The organism is Serpentinimonas raichei, from assembly GCF_000828895.1.
Classification (GTDB): Bacteria; Pseudomonadota; Gammaproteobacteria; order Burkholderiales; family Burkholderiaceae_C; genus Serpentinimonas; species Serpentinimonas raichei.
In genome coordinates this window covers 43,282-61,885 of sequence record NZ_AP014568.1, presented here as the reverse complement: position 1 = coordinate 61,885, position 18,604 = coordinate 43,282, and the positions used below count along the sequence as shown (strand labels likewise).

The 18,604-nt window shown below is 67.3% G+C and carries 16 protein-coding genes; 12 read left to right on the top strand and 4 right to left on the bottom strand.

The window, feature by feature from the left end; translation table 11 throughout:
• The first annotated feature begins 165 nt into the window (after positions 1–165).
• Entirely contained in the window at positions 166–1,419 is a 1,254-nt protein-coding gene (locus SRAA_RS00315) for an NAD(P)H-dependent flavin oxidoreductase (RefSeq protein ID WP_045530212.1), read from the top strand.
• Positions 1,416–3,905, top strand: coding sequence for an adenosylcobalamin-dependent ribonucleoside-diphosphate reductase (locus tag SRAA_RS00310; RefSeq protein ID WP_045530207.1), 2,490 nt, complete (start codon positions 1,416–1,418; stop codon positions 3,903–3,905). The genes SRAA_RS00315 and SRAA_RS00310 overlap by 4 nt, the downstream gene beginning before the upstream one ends.
• Before the next feature lie 17 nt (positions 3,906–3,922).
• Here SRAA_RS00310 and SRAA_RS00305 read toward each other — a convergent pair whose 3' ends face one another.
• The 4 genes from SRAA_RS00305 to SRAA_RS00290 form a co-directional block, all read right to left on the bottom strand.
• Positions 3,923–4,921, bottom strand: coding sequence for a sodium-dependent bicarbonate transport family permease (locus tag SRAA_RS00305; protein WP_045530205.1), 999 nt, complete (start codon positions 4,919–4,921; stop codon positions 3,923–3,925).
• Positions 4,922–5,047: 126 nt separating this feature from the next.
• Positions 5,048–6,094, bottom strand: coding sequence for a dihydroorotase (pyrC, locus tag SRAA_RS00300; RefSeq protein WP_045530203.1), 1,047 nt, complete (start codon positions 6,092–6,094; stop codon positions 5,048–5,050).
• Between the two features lie 19 nt (positions 6,095–6,113).
• A complete protein-coding gene (locus tag SRAA_RS00295) occupies positions 6,114–7,067 on the bottom strand; it encodes a LysR substrate-binding domain-containing protein (RefSeq protein ID WP_045530201.1) in 954 nt (317 codons plus the stop codon).
• On the bottom strand, positions 7,048–9,042 hold the full coding sequence (locus SRAA_RS00290; RefSeq protein WP_045530199.1) for an ABCB family ABC transporter ATP-binding protein/permease: 1,995 nt from the start codon (positions 9,040–9,042) through the stop codon (positions 7,048–7,050). Before SRAA_RS00290 ends, SRAA_RS00295 begins: the two co-directional genes overlap by 20 nt.
• Positions 9,043–9,419: 377 nt before the next feature.
• On the opposite strand from SRAA_RS00290, the gene SRAA_RS00285 reads away from it, so the two are divergent.
• The 10 genes from SRAA_RS00285 (at position 9,420) to SRAA_RS00240 (ending at position 18,604) form a co-directional block, all read left to right on the top strand.
• On the top strand, positions 9,420–10,547 hold the full coding sequence (locus tag SRAA_RS00285; RefSeq protein WP_045530197.1) for a 3-deoxy-7-phosphoheptulonate synthase: 1,128 nt from the start codon (positions 9,420–9,422) through the stop codon (positions 10,545–10,547).
• A gap of 2 nt (positions 10,548–10,549) precedes the next feature.
• Entirely contained in the window at positions 10,550–11,464 is a 915-nt protein-coding gene (locus SRAA_RS00280) for a class I SAM-dependent methyltransferase (protein WP_082039815.1), read from the top strand.
• Between the two features lie 51 nt (positions 11,465–11,515).
• Complete coding sequence (locus tag SRAA_RS00275) at positions 11,516–12,748, top strand: cation:proton antiporter (protein WP_171820202.1); 1,233 nt, start codon at positions 11,516–11,518, stop codon at positions 12,746–12,748.
• A complete protein-coding gene (locus tag SRAA_RS00270; protein WP_045530195.1) occupies positions 12,738–13,862 on the top strand; it encodes a YbdK family carboxylate-amine ligase in 1,125 nt (374 codons plus the stop codon). The genes SRAA_RS00275 and SRAA_RS00270 overlap by 11 nt, the downstream gene beginning before the upstream one ends.
• Positions 13,863–13,929: 67 nt before the next feature.
• Positions 13,930–15,084, top strand: a complete 1,155-nt coding sequence (locus tag SRAA_RS00265) for a pyridoxal-phosphate-dependent aminotransferase family protein (protein ID WP_045530193.1) — start codon at positions 13,930–13,932, stop codon at positions 15,082–15,084.
• A 59-nt stretch (positions 15,085–15,143) separates the two neighbouring features.
• Complete coding sequence (gene ubiU, locus SRAA_RS00260) at positions 15,144–16,142, top strand: ubiquinone anaerobic biosynthesis protein UbiU (protein WP_045530191.1); 999 nt, start codon at positions 15,144–15,146, stop codon at positions 16,140–16,142.
• Positions 16,143–16,147: 5 nt separating this feature from the next.
• A complete protein-coding gene (locus SRAA_RS00255; RefSeq protein ID WP_231849295.1) occupies positions 16,148–17,068 on the top strand; it encodes a U32 family peptidase in 921 nt (306 codons plus the stop codon).
• Between the two features lie 31 nt (positions 17,069–17,099).
• On the top strand, positions 17,100–17,600 hold the full coding sequence (ubiT, locus tag SRAA_RS00250) for a ubiquinone anaerobic biosynthesis accessory factor UbiT (protein WP_045530189.1): 501 nt from the start codon (positions 17,100–17,102) through the stop codon (positions 17,598–17,600).
• 6 nt (positions 17,601–17,606) lie between these two features.
• Positions 17,607–18,011, top strand: a complete 405-nt coding sequence (locus SRAA_RS00245; RefSeq protein WP_045530187.1) for a putative zinc-binding protein — start codon at positions 17,607–17,609, stop codon at positions 18,009–18,011.
• Entirely contained in the window at positions 18,008–18,604 is a 597-nt protein-coding gene (locus tag SRAA_RS00240; RefSeq protein ID WP_045530185.1) for a UbiX family flavin prenyltransferase, read from the top strand. The genes SRAA_RS00245 and SRAA_RS00240 overlap by 4 nt, the downstream gene beginning before the upstream one ends.

Genomic DNA, 18,604 nt, shown 5'->3' with positions numbered 1-18,604 from the left:
GTGCGCTGACGGGCGCTCGCAGAGCCGGCCATCTTGGGCAACATGAGCCTGCACGAAGCCGCGGCCACGCCGTGGGTGCAGTAACATGGGGGCAACGCAAAGCGTGCAGGCGACTCGGCAGCGCCTTGCTATCTGCCTTCCTACCATGCGGCCCGGAGTTTCCCGATGAGCCTACTCAATCACATCCCCTCCGTTTCGAGCTGGCTCGCCGAAAGCGGTCTGCAACCTTTGCGCTTGGCTGGCCGCACCCTGTTGCCGGTGGTGCAAGGCGGCATGGGGGTGGGGGTGTCGGCCTCGGGCTTGGCTGGCAGTGTGGCCGCGCTCGGGGCGGTGGGCACCCTGTCCTCGGTCGATCTGCGCCGCCACCACCCAGACCTGATGGAGCAGACCGAGCACCTGGACGTGAAAGACCCAAAGTCGCGCGCCCTCATCGACGCCGCCAACCTAGAGGCGCTGCGGCGCGAAATCCGCCAGGCGCGCGCACGCGCCCAAGGCCACGGCCTGCTGGCCCTCAACGTGATGAAGGCCCTGAGCGCCTACGTGGCGCATGTGCGCGAGGCGCTGGCCTGCGGCATCGACGCGCTGGTGGCGGGGGCTGGCCTGCCGCTGGACTTGCCCGAGCTGGCGCAAGATCATCCCAAAACCGCGCTCATTCCCATCCTCTCAGACGCGCGCGGGGTGCAGGTGCTGGTGCGCAAGTGGGAGAAAAAAGGCCGCCTGCCCGACGCCATCGTGATCGAGCACCCGCGCTGGGCCGGTGGGCACCTGGGCGCGGCCAAGGTAGCCGACCTGAACGACACGCGCTTCGACTTCGAGCAGGTGCTGCCCGCCGTGCGCGCCTTTTTGCGCTCGGCCGGGATCGAGCGCGCCCTGCCCCTGATCGCTGCCGGTGGCGTCTATGAGCGCGCCGACATCCTGCGCCTGCAAGGGCTGGGGGCGGACGCGGTGCAACTGGGCACCGCCTTTGCCGTAACCCAAGAGTGCGATGCCGCGCTCAGCTTCAAGCAAGTCCTGGCGCGGGCGCGGCCCGGCGATCTGGCCGAGTTCATCAGCGTGGCCGGCCTGCCCGCGCGCGGGGTGCGCAACCACTGGCTGGCCAAATACCTGCGCGTCGAGCCCAAGCTCAAAGCGGTGGCGCACGCCAAAGGCTATTGCAATATGGGCTTCGACTGCCTGGCCCACTGCGGCCTGCGCGACGGCAAGGCCGATATGGGACAATTCTGCATCGACCAACAGCTCGGCCATGCGCTTGAGGGCGACAGCCAGCGCGGCCTGTTTTTCCGCGGTGCCGGTCCACTGCCCTTTGGCGACCAGATTCGCCCAGTGCTGGACCTCATGCGCTGGCTGATCGAAGGCGTGCGCGAAGGCGTACCCATCGACCCCAAAGCCGCTTGGCAGAGCGAACTCAATCCAACATGAACCACCCCCGCGAGCTGTCTGCAACCCAAGCCCTGATCGACCTCCCACCGCAACCCATCAGCCTCGACGTGCTGCGCGAAAAATACCTCAAGGGCGAGGAGCGCAGCGCCGATGATCTGTTCGACCGCCTGGCGCGTGCGCTGGCCAGCGTGGAAGCACCGGAGCAGCGCGCCCAGTGGGAAGCGCGCTTCAGGCGCAACCTGGCCGCTGGGGCCATTGGGGCCGGGCGCATCATGAGCGCGGCCGGCAGCGGCATCCAGGCCACCCTCATCAACTGCTTCGTGCAGCCGGTGGGCGACTGCATCCAAGGCATGGACGAGGCCGGCTTTCCCGGCATCTACGAGGCGCTGCGCGAAGCCGCCGAAACCATGCGCCGCGGTGGCGGTGTGGGCTACGATTTTTCCCGCATCCGGCCCAAGGGCGCGCGCGTCAAGGGCACGGCATCCACCGCCAGCGGGCCGTGCAGCTACATCAATGTCTTCGACCAGTCCTGCGCCACCGTCGAGAGCGCCGGGGCGCGCCGGGGGGCCCAGATGGGGGTGCTGCGCATCGACCACCCCGATGTGCTCGAATTCATCACCGCCAAGCGCAGCCCCGGGCGCTGGAACAATTTCAACGTCTCGGTGGCAGTGAGCGACGCCTTCATCGATGCCGTGCAGCACGACCGCGAGTGGGAGCTGGTGCACCCGGCGCACCCCGGCGCCGAGCACATCGCCGCCGGGGCGAAGCAGCGCGCCGACGGGCAGTGGGTCTATCAGCGCCCGCGCGCACGCACGCTGTGGGACGCCATCATGCGCTCGGCCTACGACTTTGCCGAACCCGGCATTTTGTTCCTGGACCAAATCCAGCGCGACAACAACCTGCGCGCGCTCGAAACCATTTGCGCCACCAACCCCTGTGGCGAACAACCGCTGCCGCCCTACGGCTGCTGCGACCTCGGGCCGGTGATCCTGCCGCGCTTCGTGCACCACCCCTTCAACCACGGCGGCGCGGCGGCGTTCGACTTCGCCGCCTTTGCCGACAGCGTGGCGCTGCAGGTGCGCGCGCTCGACAACGTGCTCGAACTCACCCACTGGCCGCTGCCGCAGCAGCACCGCGAGTCGCAGGCCAAGCGGCGCATCGGCGTGGGTTTTACCGGCCTAGGCGACACGCTGGTGCTGCTCGGCCTGCGTTACGACAGCGCCGCCGGGCGCGAAATGGCGCGACGCATCGCCGAAACCATGCGCGACGCCGCCTACCGCGCCTCGGTCGAGCTGGCGCGCGAAAAAGGTGCCTTTCCGCTCTTTGACGCCGCCAGCTACCTAGAGGCCGGCACCTTCGCCAGCCGCCTGCCACCCGAGTTGCAGGCCAGCATCCGCGCCCACGGCATCCGCAACAGCCACTTGCTGTCGATCGCGCCCACCGGCACCGTGAGCCTGGCCTTTGCCGACAACGCCTCCAACGGCATCGAACCGGCTTTTTCTTGGACCTATCTGCGCAAAAAACGCGAGGCCGACGGCAGCCGCAGCCAGTACGAGGTGCAAGACCACGCCTGGCGGCTGTACCGCGCCTTGGGCCACGACGTCGGCAATCTGCCCGATTATTTCGTCAGCGCGCTCGAAATGAGCGCCCAAGACCACATCGCCATGATGGAGGCGGTGCAGCCCTACGTGGACACCGCGATTTCCAAAACCGTCAACGTGGCGGCCGATTACCCCTACGCCGACTTCAAAGACCTGTACCTGCAAGCTTGGCGCGCCGGCCTCAAGGGGCTGGCCACCTACCGGCCCAACAGCATCCTGGGCGCGGTGCTGGAAACCATGCCAGAAGCAGCGGCCCCTGCAGCGTCCAGCGCAGCCCCGGCTTCGAGCGGCAATGGCTCGGCCCCGGACCCGATGCGCAGCGTGATCGAGAGCCGCCCCAAAGGCGCGCTCGACGCGGTGGCTGAAAAAATCGAATACTGGACCCACGAGGGCCACAAGCGGGTGTACCTGATCGTCTCCTTTTTGCCGCTGCCCCGGCCCGACGGCCCCGGCCATGTGGAGCGCGCCATCGAGTTCTTCATGCCGGTGGGCCAATACGGCGAATCGCAGCAGTGGATCACGGCCAGCATGCGGCTGCTGTCGCTGGCGGCGCGTGGCGGCTTCCTAGAGCGGGCCCTGAGCGACATGCGCAAAGTGGCTTGGGACCGTGGCCCGGTGCGCCACGGCCACAAAGTCAAGGAAGACGGCACCCAGGTGCCGCTGTGGCACGACTCGGAAGTGGCGGCGATCGCCTACGCGATCCAGAACATTCTGGCGCTGCGCGCCCAACGCGCCCTCAGCGCCGATCAGCTCAGCCTGGGCCTGCCCGAGCCGGAATCGGCCCCGACGGCCGCTCCCGCTGCGGTGCTTGGCCCGGGCCTGATGGCCGGCAAAAAATGCCCCGAGTGCGGCGCCCACGCCATGATCCGCCGCGACGGCTGCGACTACTGCACCGCCTGCGGGCACGTGGGGGTGTGCGGCTGATCCCCTCAGCCCCTCCCTCAGCCCATCACCTGCTGCGCCATGAAGGTGTAGAGCGGGATGCCGATCAGGATGTTGATCGGGAAGGTGATGCCTAGGCTCAGGCCGAAGTAGAGCGCCGGGTTGGCCTCCGGGATGGCGTAGCGCAACACCGCGGGCACCACGATGTAGGAGGCACTGGCCGATAGGATCATGAGCATGACCGTGTCGCCCAAGCCCAGCCCGAGCACCCACGCCAACCCGAGCGCGATGCTGGCGTGTGCCACCGGCCCCAAGCTGGCGTAGCCGATCAGCACCAACGGGGCCTTGCGCGCTTGCTGGAAGTTGCGTGCCACCATCAGCCCCATGTCGAGCAGGAAGAAGGCCAGCATGCCTTTGAACAGGTCGCCCGAGAAAGGCTTCATCATCGCCTCGCCGGCGCTGCCGCTCAAGAAGCCGATCGCCAGCGAACCGAGCAACAGCAGGTGCGCGCCGTCGGTGAAGGATTCGTGCAGGATTTTGCCCAGCGGCGGCACACCGGCGGCGGAAACACGCTGCCCGCCACCCGCCATGGCGCCGCTCTGTTGCGCCGTGGCATGGCGCGCCGCGCTGGCCAGCAGCACCGCCATGATGATGGCGGGCGACTCCATGATCACCAGCGCCACCATCATGTGGCCGCCAAAGTCGATCCCAATGCTTTTGAGGTACTGGGTGCCGGCCACGAAGGTGACCGCGCTCACCGAGCCGTAAGAGGCCGCTACGGCAGCGGCGTCGAAGCGCGAGACGCGGTTTTTGAGCAGCGCGTAGCCCAGCGTGGGCACCAGAAAGGCCATCAACACCGCCGCCCCCAGCGCCGCAGCGGTGGCATAGGTCAATCCCGTGGCCGCCATGGCGAAGCCCCCCTTGAGCCCGATCGCCATCAGCAGATAGAGCGAGAGGAATTTGGAAATGGCCGGCGGGATTTCGAGGTTGGAACGCACCAGCCCCACAAAAACGCCAAATACAAAAAACAGGATGGCCGGGTCCAGCAGATTTTGCATGATAGGTGCGGCTGCAGTTAAGTAAAACCGCAGCGTAACCCGGCAGTGAGTTCAGGTAAATTCAAAAATCAAACAGCATAGATTTGTTTTTTTCTTAAGCATGCCGATCCGATCCGCTGTCTGGCCCTAGACCATGCGCCAGCCCAGCGCCTCGCCAGCGCGCAAGGGCTTGAGGTCGGCCTGCCCGAAGGGGTAGCGCTCGGGCACGGTCCAGCTCTGGCGCTGCAGCGTCACGCGGCCGGGGTTGCGCGGCAGGCTGTAAAAGTCTGGGCCGTAAAAGCTGGCAAAACCTTCCAATTTGTCGAGCGCACCGGCAGCCTCGAAGGCTTCGGCGTAGAGCTCGAGCGCGGCGTGGGCGGTGTAGCAACCGGCGCAGCCGCTGGCGTGCTCTTTGAGCAGCACGGCGTGCGGGGCGCTGTCGGTGCCGAGGAAGAATTTGGGGTTGCCGCTGGTGGCAGCCTGCAGCAGCGCTTGCCGGTGCAGCTCGCGCTTGAGCACCGGCAGGCAGTAGTAGTGTGGCCGCAAGCCGCCGGTGAAGAGCGCGTTGCGGTTGTAGAGCAGGTGGTGCGCGGTGATGGTGGCGGCCACTTGGGCCGGCGCGGCGCTGACGAACTCAACCGCCTCGCGCGTGGTGATGTGCTCCAGCACCACTTTCAGGCGCGGGTAGCGCGCGACCATGGGGGCCAGGTGCCGGTCGATGAATACGCGCTCACGGTCGTAGACATCCACCGCCGGGTCTGTCACCTCGCCGTGCAGCAGCAGCGGCAGGCCGACTTCCTGCATCGCGGCAAAGACTTCGTGGCAGCGCTCGAAGTCGCTCACCCCGTAGGCCGAGTTGGTGGTGGCACCGGCCAAAAAGGCTTCGCCCACCCCATGCACGATGCCGCTGGCCTGGGCGCGCACGATTTCCTCGGGCGTGGTGTGGTCGGTGAGGTAGAGCGTCATCAAGGGCTGGAAATCCGACCCCGGCGGCAGCGCGGCCAGAATGCGCTCGCGGTAGGCGCTGGCGTCGTCGAGCGTGCGCACCGGCGGATTCAGGTTGGGCATGATCATGGCGCGCGCAAATTGCGCCGCCGAATGCCCGAGCACGGCTTGCAGGGCGCTGCCGTCGCGCAGGTGCAGGTGCCAGTCGTCGGGGCGGGTGATCGTGAGGGTGTGTGGGATGTCGCTCATGGTGCCGAGATTGTCGCACTCATGCGGCACTGGCACACTGCTGCGCCACCCGCTCCCAGACCTGGCGCGCCAGCGCCTTGCCCTTGAGCGTCCCCGATGCGGCCCCCGTGCCCGCGCTCGGGCGCTCGCGGTAGAGCCGTATCTCGAGCGTGGCGCAGAGCGTTTCGTCGCCCCCATGGGCCGGCACCAGCCGACCATCGCGCAGCGCGCGCCCGACCGCGCGTCGTGGCAGGAAGGCGGCGCCGTGGCCTTCGATGGCCATGGCCTTGAGGCTTTCCGACATATCGGTCTCGAAGATCGGCTGCAGGCGCATCGGCGGCTCCACCTGGCGCAGGGTCCAGTCCACCACGCGGCGCAGGTAGGCCCCGCTGGCGTAGGCCAGAAAGGGCACCGGCTGTGTGGCGGCGGCGTCGAGGCGGTGCAGCGGCTGACCGGTGGCGTCGGCGCGCGCGCACGGGATCAGCACTTCTTGCCCCAGCGCCAGCCACTCGAAACGCGCCGCGTCGAGCGCGATCGGGTGCGCCGGGTGGTGGTAGGTCATGAGCAGGTCGCAGTGCCCCTCTTGCAGCCGCAGCACGGCGTCGTGGACGTTGGAGGCGTGCAGGCGGCTTTTGATCGGCCCTAGGCTGCTGCGCAGCCCCGAGAGCCAAAGCGGAAAAAAGGTGAAGGCCAGCGTGTGCGGCACCGCCAGGTCGAGCGTGTCGGGTTCGGCCGGGCCGTGGCCGCGCAGCAGGGCGCGGGTGGCATGCAGTTGTTGCAGCGATTCGAGTGCCTGCTCGTACAGGGTCTGGCCGGCGGCGGTCAGGCGCGTGGGGTAGGCGCTGCGGTCCACTAGGTCGGTGCCGGCCCAGGCTTCGAGCGACTGGATGCGGCGCGAAAAAGCCGGCTGCGTGACGTGGCGCAACTGGGCCGAGCGGCTGAAGCTGCGCGTCTCGGCCAGGCTGACGAAGTCTTCAAGCCATTTGGTGTCCATGCTCGTCTCCGGGCTCGTGCGGGGGCGGATGCGGGTCTGCGGGGTTGCTCGCACCAGCCCCATTGTGCTGCAGCGCCCACATCTGCGCGTAGCGGCCACCCGCCGCCAGCAACTCGGCGTGGCGGCCGCGTTCGACAATGCGGCCCTGGTCCAGCACCAGAATCTGGTGCGCATCGACCACGGTCGAGAGCCGGTGCGCGATCACCAGCGTGGTTTTGTTGCGCGCCACGCTGCGCAGTTCGGCCTGGATGGCGCGCTCGTTGGCCGAGTCCAGCGCCGAGGTGGCTTCGTCGAAAATCAGGATCGGCGGGTCTTTGAGCAGGGTGCGGGCGATGGCCACGCGCTGCTTCTCGCCGCCCGAGAGCTTGAGGCCGCGCTCGCCAACCCGGGTCTGGTAGCCCTGCGGCAGCGCGGTGATGAAATCGTGGATGTGCGCCGCTTGCGCGGCCTGCCGCGCCGCCTCGGGCCCGGCATCGGGGCGGCCGTAGCGGATGTTGTATTCGATGCTGTCGTTGAACAGCACCGTGTCTTGCGGCACGATGCCGATGGCGCGGCGCAGGCTGGCTTGGGTAAAGCTGCGCAGGTCTTGCCCGTCGAGGCTGATGCGCCCACCCGCCGCTGGCGTGCCATCCGCCGCAGCCCGGCCCGGCTGCCCCACCTCGTAAAAGCGGAACAGCAGCCGCGCCAACGTCGATTTGCCGGCCCCCGAAGGCCCCACCACCGCCACCGTCTGCCCGGCCGGGATGGTAAAGCTCAGGCCGCGCAAAATCTCGCGCTCGGGCTCGTAGCCAAAATGCACGTCCTCGAAGCGGATTTCGGGCGCGCGCGCCAGCCGCAGCTCGACTGCGTCGGGCCGGTCGGCGATCTCGCGCTGGCTGTCGAGCAGCTCGAACAGGCGCTCCAAATCAATCAGGCCCTGGCGGATTTCGCGGTACAGCACGCCCAGAAAATTGAGCGGGATGTAGAGCTGGATCATGAAGGCGTTGATCATCACCAAGTCACCCAGCGTCATGCGCCCAGCCAGCAAGCCTTCGGTGGCGCGCCACAGCATGGCCACCAGCGCCACCGCGATGATGAGCTGCTGCCCAGCGTTGAGCAGCGACAGGGTGGATTGGGTGCGCAGGCGCGCGTGGCGCAGCCCCTCCAGCGCCTGGTCGTAGCGCTGCGCCTCGTAGGCTTCGTTGCCAAAGTATTTGACGGTCTCGTAATTGAGCAGCGAGTCGATGGCGCGGCTCTGGCTGAGCGATTCGGCCTCGTTCATGTGGCGGCGCAGCTCCATGCGCCACTGGGTCACGCGCACCGTGAAAAACACGTACAGCACCAGCGCCGCCAGCGTGATCCAGACGAACCAGAGGTCGAACTTCAAACCCAGCAGGAGCAGCACCAGCGTGACTTCCAGGATCGTGGGCACGATGCTGTAGAGCAGGTAGGAGATGAGCGACTGCACGCCGCGCACGCCGCGCTCGATGTCGCGCGTCAGGCCGCCGGTCTGGCGCTGCAAGTGAAAGCGCAGGCTCAGCTCGTGCAGATGGCCAAACACCTGCAAGGCGATGGCGCGCGTGGCCCCTTCAGTCGCCTTGGCAAACACGAGCTCGCGCAGCTCGGTAAAGAGCGCGGTGCAAAAACGCAGCGCGCCGTAGGCCAGCAGCAGCCCCAGCGGCAGCACCACCAGCGCCACCCCGGCTTCGGGCAGACCGAGGCGGTTGGGGCCGCCGGGCGGGGCCAGGGTGTCCACCAGCTCCCGGAGCAGCAGCGGCACCGAGACCGTGGCCAGCTTGGCCGCCACCATGAAGGCCAGCGCCGCCGCCACGCGCCAGCGGTACTGCCACAGATAGGGCAGCAGGCGGCGCAGGGCCGACCAGTCGGCTTGGCGTTCGGGGCCGGGTGCTGGCGGCCCGGCCGCGTGGGCCGTTGCCGCCGCTGGGTTTGCCCCGTCAGGGGCGTGTGGGTTGGAGCCGGAGCCGGAGGCGGTCATGGGCGCGGCGGCCGTGTCTGGGGGGCTCGGTCTCATTAGGGTTGACACTCTACCCGCTTTTAGGGCCCGCGCGTGGCGGCTCAGGGTGGGGGCAGCGGGGCCGGAGTTGGTTTTGGGCTGCGGCAGTCCGCGCTGGCTGCAAATGTGCTACATTGTCGCCCATGCAAGCAGCCTGCTTTTATTTTGCCCGCTTTTGGTTCTCACGCGTCACCCGACGGCAGAGAGCGATGAGTGTGGCCCCCTAAAGCAGGCCGCAGGCGCCCAAAGAACCGTCGGAACCCTCCGGCGGTTTTTTTTTGCCCGTGCCGCAAGCAAGCCTCGATCCCAAGCCCAGCCCGCCCCTTTCGTACCCAGCCCAACCCTTGTGGAGTTTGACTATGAGCAACGCCGCCGCCCCCGCCGACTACTGGCACACGCACCCGATCGACCGCACCAGTCAGACCGACGACCAACGCATCGAGGACATCACCGTGCTGCCGCCCCCCGAACACCTGATCCGCTTTTTCCCGATCCGGGGCACGGCGGTGGAGCAACTCATCGGCCAGACCCGGCGCAACATCCACCGCATCCTGCAAGGGCAGGACGACCGGCTGCTGGTGGTGATCGGGCCGTGTTCGATCCACGACCCGGCCGCTGCGCTCGACTACGCGCGCCGCCTACAGCCGCTGCGCGAGCAGCACCGCGACACACTAGAAATCGTGATGCGGGTGTATTTCGAAAAACCGCGCACCACCGTGGGCTGGAAGGGCCTGATCAACGACCCCTACCTCGACGGCAGCTTTCGCATCGACGAGGGGCTGCGCATTGCGCGCCAGTTGCTGATCGAGATCAACCGGCTCGGCCTGCCCGCAGGCAGCGAGTTCTTGGATGTGATCAGCCCGCAGTACATCGGCGACCTGATCAGTTGGGGTGCCATTGGCGCGCGCACCACCGAGAGCCAGGTGCACCGCGAGCTGGCCTCGGGCCTGAGTGCGCCGATCGGCTTCAAGAACGGCACCGATGGCAACATCCGCATTGCGAGCGACGCGATTTTGGCGGCGGCGCGCGGACACCACTTTTTGTCGGTGCACAAAAACGGCCAGGTGGCGATCGTGCAGACCAAGGGCAACCCGGACTGCCACCTGATTCTGCGCGGCGGCAAAACCCCCAACTACGACGCCGCCAGCGTGGCCGCCGCCAGCGCCGAATTGCAAGCGGCGCAGATCCCGGCGCGCCTGATGGTGGATTGCAGCCACGCCAACAGCAGCAAGCAACACCAGCGCCAGATCGCGGTGGCGGCCGACATCGGGGGCCAGATCGCGGCTGGCTCGCGCAGCATCATGGGCGTCATGGTCGAGAGCCACCTCAAGGCCGGGGCGCAAAAATTCACCCCCGGCAAAGACTCGGCGCAGGCGCTCGAATACGGCCAGAGCATCACCGACGCCTGCATCGCCTGGGACGATTCGCAGCAGTTGCTGCAAGGCCTGGCGGAGGCGGTGGCGGCGCGGCGCGAGCTGGGTCGGTAAGCTTGAAGGTGGCCGCCAAATCCCCACCCAACAGCGCCGCCGACCTGGAGCTGCACCCCGGCCAGTCGCTTGCGCTGCTGCAGGAGCTGCACATCCTCACGCGCGAGGGCCGCCTCAACCAAGACAGCCGGCGCAAGCTCAAGCAGATCAATCACCTGCTGCAGTTCATCGAGCCGCTGCTGCAACAGGCGCTGCAGCAGCGCGGCGACGTGACGCTGGTGGACCACGGCGCGGGCAAGTCCTACTTGGGCTTCATGCTCTACGACCGCTTCTTGCAGGGGCGCAGCGCGGGCCGGGTGATCGGCATCGAGGCCCGTGCCGAACTGGTGCAGCGCGCCCAAGCGCTGGCGCAGCGGCTGGGTTTTGTGCGCATGGAATTTCTGGCCGCCACGGTGCAGCAGGCGCACGAGCACCCCGCGCTGGCGCTGCGGCCCGACTTGGTGACGGCGCTGCACGCCTGCGACACCGCCACCGACGACGCCATCGCCTTCGCGCTGGCGCGCCAGGCGCAGCACCTGGTGCTGGTGCCGTGCTGCCAGGCCGAGGTGGCTGCCGCGCTGCGCCGCCACAAATCTCTGCAAGCGGCACAGCCGCCAGGGGAGCAGGCGCCAGAGCAAGCGGGGAGCCGCTGGGCGCATACGCCCCTTTCGGCGCTCTGGCAGCGCCCGCTGCACACGCGCGAGTTTGGCAGCCACATCACCAACGTGCTGCGCTGCCTGCAACTGGAGGCGCACGGCTACGCCGTCACCGTGACCGAGCTGGTGGGCTGGGAGCACTCGATGAAAAACGAGCTGATCTTGGCGCGCAAGGTCGGCACGCCGCAGCCGCGTGCACGCCAGCGCCTGCTGGAGCTGCTGCACACCTTGGGCCTGCCCGAGTTAAAACAGCGCTTTGCCCCTCCAGACCCAGCCGCTTGATGGATGCGCATCGGTCTGCTAGACTGGAACGACCGCATACAGGATCTGGTTTTGACGATTGATATCTATCAAATACTGCATTCCAGCGCTTGGCCGCTGACGCTGTTGCTGGCTTGGTTTCTGGGTGAGCGGCTGTTTGCGCTGTGGCGGGTGCCGCGCGTGACCAGTTACTTCGCGCTCGGCCTGCTGGTTGGGTGGGCCGATTGGTTTGGCATGGGCGCCGCCACTTTTGGCCTGTCGTTTCTGGCCAACTTGGCCTTGGCGATCGTGCTGTTCGAGCTCGGCTACCGCATCAATCTGCGCTGGTTCCGCCACAACCCTTGGGTGCTGGTGCTGGGCTTATTCGAATCGGCCCTGACCTTCGGCGCAGCCTTTTGGGCCAGCGGCTGGTTCGGGCTCAGCCTGGAGGTGCGCCTGATTCTGGCGGCGCTGGCGGTATCGGTCTCGCCGGCCGTGCTGGTGCGCGTGGCCGCCGACACGCGCAGCTCTGGCCCGGTGACCGAGCGCGTCATGCACCTGTGCGCCATCAACTGCCTGGTGGCGGTGTTCTTGGTCAAGCTGGTGCTGGGCATGTGGCACTTGCGCGCCAGCGGCGATTGGACGGCGGCGGCCTTTGGCAGCATCTATGCCTTGGGGCTGTCGGCGGCGCTGGGCGCGGCCGCCGGGGTGGCCATCCCTTGGCTGCTGCGCCATTTCGCCATGCACAGCCAGAGCGTGACGGTGGTGTTTTCCCTCACCGTTCTGCTGCTGACCACGCTCGCCTACGGCCTGATGTTGTCGCCGATCCTGGTGGCGCTGGTGTTTGGCATCGCCGCGCGCGAGTGCCGGGTCCAGCTCAGCACGGCGCAACGCGGTTTTGGCTCGATCGGCGAACTGCTGATGGTGTTTCTGTTCGTCTATGTGGGCACCCTCATCCACTGGCCCGACGTCTGGACCTCGCTGGCCATCGCCGCCGTGCTGCTGGGCTTGCGCCTGCTGACCAAAACCCTGAGCAATCTGTTGCTGGCGCACTGGAGCGGCATCAGTTGGCGCAAGGGCCTGTGGTGCGGGCTGGCGCTGACGCCGATGTCGCCCTTCATCGTGCTGCTGCTGGAGCAGACGCGCCTGTACGGTTTCGAGCCCGCCTCTGCGGCCTTCGCCGCCATGGCGGCGCTGACGGTGCTGCAAGGCCTGTTTGGCCCCTGGGTGGCGCAATGGAGCCTGGTGGCAGCGCGTGAAACCGACTTCACCCACCCGGCGCGTGCGCCCGCTGCCATCGCCAGAAAGGACAACCATGGCGCTTGAAGCCTTTGGGCAATCGGCCTCACTCAGCATGGGGGTGGAGCTGGAACTGCAACTGGTCAACACCTTCGACTACGACCTCTCCAGCAGCGCCGACGACCTGCTGCACCTGCTGGCGCGCAAACCCTTTCCCGGCACCCTCACGCCCGAGATGACGCAAAGCATGGTCGAGGTCGCGACATCGGTGCACACCGAATACGGGCCCTTGCTGGGCCAATTGCGCCAGATGCGCGACACCCTGCTGCAGGGTTGCGACCGGCTCAACATCGCTTTGGCTGGCGGTGGCACGCACCCTTTTCAGCGCTGGTTCGAGCAGCGCATCTTTGCCAAGCCGCGCTTCGAGCAGTTGTCGGTTCTGTATGGTTACTTGGCCAAGCAGTTCACCGTGTTCGGGCAGCACATCCACATCGGCTGCGCCTCGGCCGACGAAGCCTTGTACCTGCTGCACGCGCTGAATCGCTACGTGCCGCATTTCATCGCCTTGTCGGCCTCCTCGCCTTTTTCTCAGGGGGTGGACACGCTGTTCGATTCGGCGCGCCTGAACTCGGTGTTCGCCTTTCCGCTTAGTGGCCGCGCCCCTTTCATTCTGAACTGGGAGCAGTTTAGCCAGAGCTACTTCACGCACATGGAGCGCACCGGCGTGGTCAAGTCGATGAAGGATTTTTACTGGGACATTCGGCCCAAGCCCGAATACGGCACCATCGAATTGCGCGTGTGCGACACCCCGCTGACGGTGGAGCGCGCCGCCGCGCTGGCTGGCTACTTGCAGGCGCTGTGTCGGCATCTGCTCATGCGCACCGAACCGGCGCCGCAGGAGAGCGACTATCTGGTCTATACCTACAACCGTTTTCAGGCCTGCCGCTTCGGGCTCGACGGGGTGATCGTCAAACCCCACGAGCTCGAGCCGATCAGCATCCGCGAAGACGTGCTCGCCACCCTGCGCCTGCTGCAAACGCACGCCCAAGAGCTGCGCTGCGAGCCGGCCCTGGACGAAATCGAGCGCACCGCCGCCCGCGACGGCAACCATGCCAGCTACCTGCGCCGCTGCTTTGCCGCCAACCCAAACGTGCAGAGCGTGGTGCGCGCCGCCGTCGAGGCCTTGCCCCAAGCATGCTAAGCTGATTCTTGGCGCACGCGCTGCGGGTGCCGATCTGCCGCCCCTCAAACCCCAGAAAGCCCCCACCATGCCTGCCCTGCTGCCCCACGTGGACCCCGACGGCCTGCTCGAATTCTCGGTCGTCTATACCGACCGCGCCCTCAACCACATGTCGCAACGCTTCCGGCACGTGATGTGCGACATCTCCGGCGTGCTCAAAGCCGTCTATCGCGGCCATGCCACCGCGCTGGTGCCCGGCAGCGGCACCTTTGGCATGGAGGCGGTGGCGCGCCAGTTTGCCCCAGGGCAGAAGGTGCTGGTGCTGCGCAACGGCTGGTTCAGCTACCGCTGGTCGCAGATTTTCGAGATGGGTGCCATTCCCGCGCAGGAGCAGGTGCTCAAGGCGCGCCGTTTGAGTGAGGCCCCCGAGGCCCCTTGGGTGCCGTGCCCGCTCGACCAGGTGCTAGAAACCATCGCACGCGAGCGCCCGGCGCTGGTGTTTGCCCCGCACGTGGAAACCGCCGCCGGCATGCGGCTGCCCGACGCCTATCTGCAAGCGGTGGGCCAAGCGGTGCACGAGGTGGGCGGCCTGTTCGTGCTCGATTGCATCGCCTCGGGTGCGGTGTGGGTGGATATGCCCGCCTGCGAAGTCGATGTGCTGATCAGCGCACCGCAAAAAGGCTGGAGCAGCTCGCCCGCCTGCGCCATGGTGGTGCTAAGCGAGCGCGCGCGCCACGCCATCGAGGCCACGCGCAGCTCCAGCTTTGCCTGCGACCTCAAAAAATGGCTGCAGGTGATGGAGGCTTACGAAAAAGGCGGCCACACCTACCACAGCACCATGCCGACCGACGCCTTGGTGCGCTTGCGCGACGCCATGTTCGAAACCCGCAGCCACGGTTTTGATTGGGTGCACCAGCAGCAGCTCGAACTCGGCCGCTTGGTGCGCCATGCGTTCGAGCGCCGTGGTCTGCGCAGCGTGGCGGCAGCGGGCTTCCAAGCCCCCGGGGTGGTGGTGAGCTACACGCGCGATCCGGAGCTGCAAAACGGCAAGAAATTCCTCGCTTTGGGCGTGCAAAGCGCCGCCGGGGTGCCGCTGATGTGCGACGAGCCGGCCGATTGGAGCACCTTTCGCATCGGGCTGTTTGGGCTTGACAAGCTGCTGCACCCGCAGCGCAGCGTGGCGCATCTGGAAGCGGTGCTGGAGCAGATCGGTTTGCGCGAGGTGTCCGGCCCGCCCGCCTGATCGAGCTACCCTCCTTTGGCACTATTGCCGCTGCAGCACCCTTGGTGAATAATTCGCCGATGGATCTGATCTGCCCGGCTGGCAGCCTGCCCGCCCTCAAGGAAGCCGTCAACCACGGTGCCAACGCGGTCTACTTGGGCCTGCGCGACGCCACCAATGCGCGCAACTTCGCCGGCCTGAACTTCGACGCCACCGCGCTGGCGGCTGGGGTGGCTTATGCGCATGCGCGCGGCTGCCAAGTATTCATGGCCATCAACACCTACGCGCAGGCGGCGCAACCCGAGCGCTGGCAACAGGCGCTGGATCAGGCGGCGATGCTCGGCGTCGATGCCGTCATCTTGGCCGACCCGGGCCTGCTGCGCTATGCGTGTCGCAAGCATCCGGCTTTGCGGCTGCATCTGTCGGTGCAGGGGTCGGCAACCAACCACGAAGCGATCAATTTTTACCAGCGCCAGTTTGGCGTGGTGCGCGCCGTGTTGCCGCGTGTGCTGTCGCTGGAGCAGGTGCGCCAGGTGGTGCAGCGCACCCCGGTCGAAATCGAGGTGTTCGGCTTTGGCAGCCTGTGCGTGATGGTCGAGGGGCGCTGCGCTCTGTCTTCCTACGCCACCGGCGAAGCGCCCAACACCCACGGCGTGTGCTCGCCCGCCAAGGCGGTGCGCTGGCAAGAGACGCCGCGCGGGCTGGAGGCGCGCTTGGGCGGGGTGTTGATCGACCGCTTTGCGGCGCACGAAAACGCCGGTTACCCGACGCTGTGCAAGGGTCGTTTCGACGTCGGCGAGCAGGAAAACGACTACGCCATCGAAGAGCCGACCAGCCTCAACACCCTGAGCCTGCTGCCGCAACTGCTGCAGATGGGGGTGCGCGCGATCAAGATCGAGGGCCGCCAGCGCAGCCCGGCCTATGTGGCGCAAGTCACTGCCGTATGGCGCGCCGCCATCGACGCCTGCCAGGCGCAGCCACAGCACTACACCCCGCGCGGCGAGTGGATGGCGGCGCTGGACCAGGTCGCCGAAGGCCAACAACACACCCTGGGCGCCTACCAGCGCGCTTGGAAATGAGCGCCATGCCCGCCCCGATCCTGCTTGCCCTGGCCCCGCTGCCGTATTACTGGCCGCGGCTGGCGGTGTTCGATTTTTATGAAGAAATCGCCGCCAGCGCGGTCGATCTGGTCTATCTGGGCGAAGTCACCTGCTCGCGCCGCCACGAGTTGCGTCTATCGGACTGGATCGACCTAGGGCGGCGGCTGCAAGCGGCCGGCAAAACGGTGTTGCTCTCGACCCAGGTGCTGCTCGAATCGGGCTCGGACGTCGCCGCCATGCACAAGGTGGTGAGCAACGGAGAGTTTCTGGTCGAGGCCAACGACATGGGCGCGGTCGGGGTGCTGACGGCAGCGCGCCAGCCCTTCGTTGCCGGGCCGCACCTCAACCTCTACAACGGCCCGGCGCTGCAGTGGCTGGACGAGCTCGGGGCGCAGCGCTGGGTGGCACCGCTGGAGCTGCCCCGCACCGATCTGGCGCTGTTGCAGCGCCAGCGCCCGCCGGGGCTGCAAACCGAGTTGCTGGTGCATGGCCGGCTGGCGCTGGCCTATTCGGCCCGTTGCTTCACCGCCCGGCACCACCGCCTGCCCAAGGACGACTGCCAGTTTCGCTGCCTCGACTACCCCGACGGCCTGCTGCTGCGCACGCGCGAGCAGGCCGAATTCCTAGTGCTCAACGGCATCCAGACCCAGTCGGCGCGCGTATACAGCCTGATCGACGCCTGGGACGAAGTGATCGCCCTCGGCGTGCAGGTGGCGCGCATCGGCCCGCAGGCGCAGCACACGGCAGCCATCCTCGGGCTCTACGACGCGGTGCGCCGCGGTGCGCTCTCGGGCGCGCAGGCGCGCGCGCACCTGTTGCCCTTGCTGCCGCAGCCAGACTGCAATGGCTACTGGCACGGGCGAGCGGGGCAGGAGCGTGTCGAATCTGCCCTAGCCATTGCCTGAAACCCACACCTCCTTAGCACCCACCAGCCCCATGACCCTGCTGCAACAACCCGCACACCGCTACGACCTGCCGCCGCCGGTGGCGGTAGTGCTCTCGCGCCTGCCCGCTTTCCCCGGCTCGCTGCTGCTGGTGGCTGGGCTGAATCTGGTGCTGGCGCGCCAGTTGCCGCCCGATGTGGCGGCCTGCCTGCAGGGCAAGCGCATCCGCATTGGCGTGCGCGACGCCGGGCTGCAGTTCGACCTGCGCTGGCAGGACCGACTGTTTCAACCCTGCACCCCGGCCGGGGTGCCCGACCTGACCCTGAGCGCCAACGCGCACGACTTCCTGCGCCTGGCGCAGCGGCTCGACGACCCCGACACCCTGTTTTTCAACCGCCGCCTGCGCATGGAGGGCGACACCGAACTCGGTCTGGTGATCAAAAACGCGCTCGATGCGCTCGAATGGCCGGTTTTCAACCCGGCCGACTGGAGCCCGCCGGCGCTGTTGCAGCGCGTGCAGCGCCGTTTTCCCTTCACCCGACCCACGAACTGAATCCCCATGGAAAACAGCCCGCGTTCGCGCAAACCCATCATCTACACCTGCTCGGGCTGCTCCAGCGCGGCCCAACTGGCCAACCAGGTGGCAGTGCGCATCGACCGGGCGGGGCTGGCCGAAATGTCTTGCATCGCCGGCGTCGGCGGTGATGTGCCTTCGCTGCTGAAGTTGGCGCTTTCCGGGCGACCGATCATCGCCCTCGATGGCTGCCCGTTGGCCTGTGTGCAAAACACCTTGAGGCGCCACGGCATTGCTCCCGATCAGCACCACCAACTGCAAATCTACGGTGTGCGCAAGCACAAACACCAGGATTTCGACCCCGAGCAGGCCGAAGCGGTGCTGTACCGTGTGCGCCGCGATCTGCGTCTGATGGCCGAAGCGCCGCAGGGTGAGGCCGCTGCGCCATGAGCGCGCCCGAGGCACCGCCGCGCCGGGTGCTGCTGGCCATCACCGGGGCCAGCGGCGCCATCTATGGCTGGCGGCTGCTGCAAGCGCTGCACGCCAACGCTCAAGTCGAGACCCATCTGATCGTCTCGGATGCCGGCTGGCGCACCTTGCGCCACGAGCTCGACCTTGGGCCCGATGCGCTGCGCCCGCTGGCACACCATTGCCACGAGGTGGGCGACATTGGTGCCGCAGTGGCCAGCGGCTCCTTTCGCTGCCACGGCATGGTGGTGGCGCCCTGCTCGATGCGCACGCTGGCGGCGATTGCGCTCAGCTTGGCCGACAACCTGATCGTGCGCGCCGCCGACGTGATGCTCAAAGAGCGCCGGCCCCTGCTGCTGCTGGCGCGCGAGTCGCCGCTGCACCTGGGGCACCTGCGCCACATGGTGCGCCTGAGCGAGATGGGTGCCGTCATCTGCCCGCCGCTGCCCGCTTTTTACCAACACCCGCGCAGCATCGAAGAGCTGGTCGATGGCAGCTTGGAGCGGGTGCTCGATCTGCTGGACTTGGCAGCGCCACAGGCTCGGCGCTGGGCCGGGCTGGCAGAGGGTCTTTGA

What these genes read in the sequence shown, in the direction of transcription:
- ubiU (WP_045530191.1), top strand. Translation starts at nt 15,144, where the DNA reads ATGGATCTGATCTGCCCGGCTGGCAGCCTGCCCGCCCTCAAGGAAGCC.
- SRAA_RS00290 (WP_045530199.1), bottom strand. Translation starts at nt 9,042, where the DNA reads ATGACCGCCTCCGGCTCCGGCTCCAACCCACACGCCCCTGACGGGGCA.
- SRAA_RS00315 (WP_045530212.1), top strand. Translation starts at nt 166, where the DNA reads ATGAGCCTACTCAATCACATCCCCTCCGTTTCGAGCTGGCTCGCCGAA.
- SRAA_RS00305 (WP_045530205.1), bottom strand. Translation starts at nt 4,921, where the DNA reads ATGCAAAATCTGCTGGACCCGGCCATCCTGTTTTTTGTATTTGGCGTT.
- SRAA_RS00255 (WP_231849295.1), top strand. Translation starts at nt 16,148, where the DNA reads ATGCCCGCCCCGATCCTGCTTGCCCTGGCCCCGCTGCCGTATTACTGG.
- SRAA_RS00295 (WP_045530201.1), bottom strand. Translation starts at nt 7,067, where the DNA reads ATGGACACCAAATGGCTTGAAGACTTCGTCAGCCTGGCCGAGACGCGC.
- pyrC (WP_045530203.1), bottom strand. Translation starts at nt 6,094, where the DNA reads ATGAGCGACATCCCACACACCCTCACGATCACCCGCCCCGACGACTGG.
- ubiT (WP_045530189.1), top strand. Translation starts at nt 17,100, where the DNA reads ATGACCCTGCTGCAACAACCCGCACACCGCTACGACCTGCCGCCGCCG.
- SRAA_RS00285 (WP_045530197.1), top strand. Translation starts at nt 9,420, where the DNA reads ATGAGCAACGCCGCCGCCCCCGCCGACTACTGGCACACGCACCCGATC.
- SRAA_RS00245 (WP_045530187.1), top strand. Translation starts at nt 17,607, where the DNA reads ATGGAAAACAGCCCGCGTTCGCGCAAACCCATCATCTACACCTGCTCG.
- SRAA_RS00240 (WP_045530185.1), top strand. Translation starts at nt 18,008, where the DNA reads ATGAGCGCGCCCGAGGCACCGCCGCGCCGGGTGCTGCTGGCCATCACC.
- SRAA_RS00310 (WP_045530207.1), top strand. Translation starts at nt 1,416, where the DNA reads ATGAACCACCCCCGCGAGCTGTCTGCAACCCAAGCCCTGATCGACCTC.
- SRAA_RS00265 (WP_045530193.1), top strand. Translation starts at nt 13,930, where the DNA reads ATGCCTGCCCTGCTGCCCCACGTGGACCCCGACGGCCTGCTCGAATTC.
- SRAA_RS00270 (WP_045530195.1), top strand. Translation starts at nt 12,738, where the DNA reads ATGGCGCTTGAAGCCTTTGGGCAATCGGCCTCACTCAGCATGGGGGTG.